Below are 1,556 nucleotides of genomic sequence, written 5' to 3'. Positions count from 1 at the left end.
TCCCGATGTTTCGGAAAGATAATTAATAAGATTGAATTTCCGTAGAGGTCCCGAAGCTTCGGGACAGCCGCAATTAATTATACACCATGTTGTACTTAGTGGTTCTACCTTTCAGTTGTATCAATAATTTCAAGTTTTTTTAAAATTTCAGATAAGTCTTTTCGATTCCATTTGCAAAGTGTTTTTAGATTTTCCTTTTCCTTGTATAAGTCTTCGATGAATCCTTCATAGTATATTTTTTTCTTTGTTGTTATTGTCTCATCTAATAATTCTTTTTTGTAGAATGCAATTTGTTTGTCTACAATATCTACTCGATTTTCTCCAATTATTTTCTCAATTAATTTAAGCTGGTTTTTGATTACATCCGTTAAACTAATAGCTTGAGCTTCGCAACCATTCCGATAAGAAACTCTCATAGGATATGCTGAGTAAAATTCATAAAGCCAAATGATTTTTTCAATGTCTTTACGTATAACAAGTGATTTTAAAGAGTAAAATCTCAGAGAGTTGCTTCCGTTTTTAGCAAAATGAAGTAGTTCTTTATTTGTTGCTATTGAATCAATTTTTCTATAATCAGAAAAGATAATACTCTGTTTTCCTGCAAAACCAATATGCTTACTTTCTGCATAATGGATAGTATCTAGTTTTTTTGACAATTCAGATACTTGACCAGAAACCTGAGATAGACTATTTTGGATCGAGACAGAAAATAATAATATATAGAATATTTTTTTAATCATTAAGTACAACGTATTTGTGTATGATTTTTTGTGGGAAAGGACGCGAGTCGTTTTCCGTTGTTTCGGAAAGATAATTAATAAGATTGAATTTCCGTTGAGGTCCCGAAGCTTCGGGACAGCTGCAATTAATTATACACCTTGTTGGCAATAGTTAGTATGCTATATCTGCTGTAAAATAAAACGTATTCAATGCCCATATTCTATAAAATTCATTTTCAAAGTCCTTTGAATCTAAAACATTCAGAATCTGTTTAGCAAATTCGGAAAGAATATTCTCAGTGTTCTTAGATTGATTTTCTATTATATTATAAATTTCTTTAAGTTTAGATTCGCTATTTTTTAAATCTTTATCATTTTTTTTTGAATGAAAACATTTAGCGAAAAGAGGATAATTCTCTGGTGTGTTATTTTTAATTCTAAACTTTTCCAAGTCTAGCAAAACTGGAATATTATTTAATTTTACAATTTTTTTAAATATTTCAATATAACTTTCTCCTGATTTATTATTTAATTGTTTTGTCTCAATTAAATAATTTTCAAATCGCATTAGCTCAGATTTTAAGTCCAAACCAATGGAGTCGTATTTCTGATAAATACAATTTAATACTTCAGATTCAAATTCGTCTGGTTCTTGAGATTGGGAAAAACTAAAATTACTGGACAGAAAGAATAATATTAAGATTAATGTGTTTTTTTTCATTTTCATAATTATTGCCAACGTATTTGTGTATGATTTTTTGCGGGAAAAGGACGCGAGTTATTTTCCGTTGATGCGGAAAGATAATTAATAAGATTGAATTTCCGTTGAGGAAATTC

General features: G+C 29.0%; 2 protein-coding genes. Both read right to left on the bottom strand.

The genetic code is table 11. The features are described 5' to 3' along the window. Positions 1-104: 104 nt before the first annotated feature. Positions 105-740, bottom strand: coding sequence for a hypothetical protein (locus ACOSP6_RS00105; protein WP_422095661.1), 636 nt, complete (start codon positions 738-740; stop codon positions 105-107). 151 nt (positions 741-891) lie between these two features. Next, positions 892-1,440, bottom strand: coding sequence for a hypothetical protein (locus ACOSP6_RS00100; RefSeq protein WP_422092286.1), 549 nt, complete (start codon positions 1,438-1,440; stop codon positions 892-894). Between the last annotated feature and the right edge of the window lie 116 nt (positions 1,441-1,556).

The sequence above is a fragment of the Tenacibaculum sp. MEBiC06402 genome (assembly GCF_049239625.1).
In the GTDB taxonomy this organism is placed as follows: domain Bacteria; phylum Bacteroidota; class Bacteroidia; order Flavobacteriales; family Flavobacteriaceae; genus Polaribacter.
Note: the sequence above shows the minus strand (reverse complement) of the source record. Positions and strands in the feature narration are given on the sequence as shown.

Coding starts and splice junctions, on each gene's coding strand:
- ACOSP6_RS00100 (WP_422092286.1), bottom strand. CDS start 1,440: ATGAAAAAAAACACATTAATCTTAATATTATTCTTTCTGTCCAGTAAT.
- ACOSP6_RS00105 (WP_422095661.1), bottom strand. CDS start 740: ATGATTAAAAAAATATTCTATATATTATTATTTTCTGTCTCGATCCAA.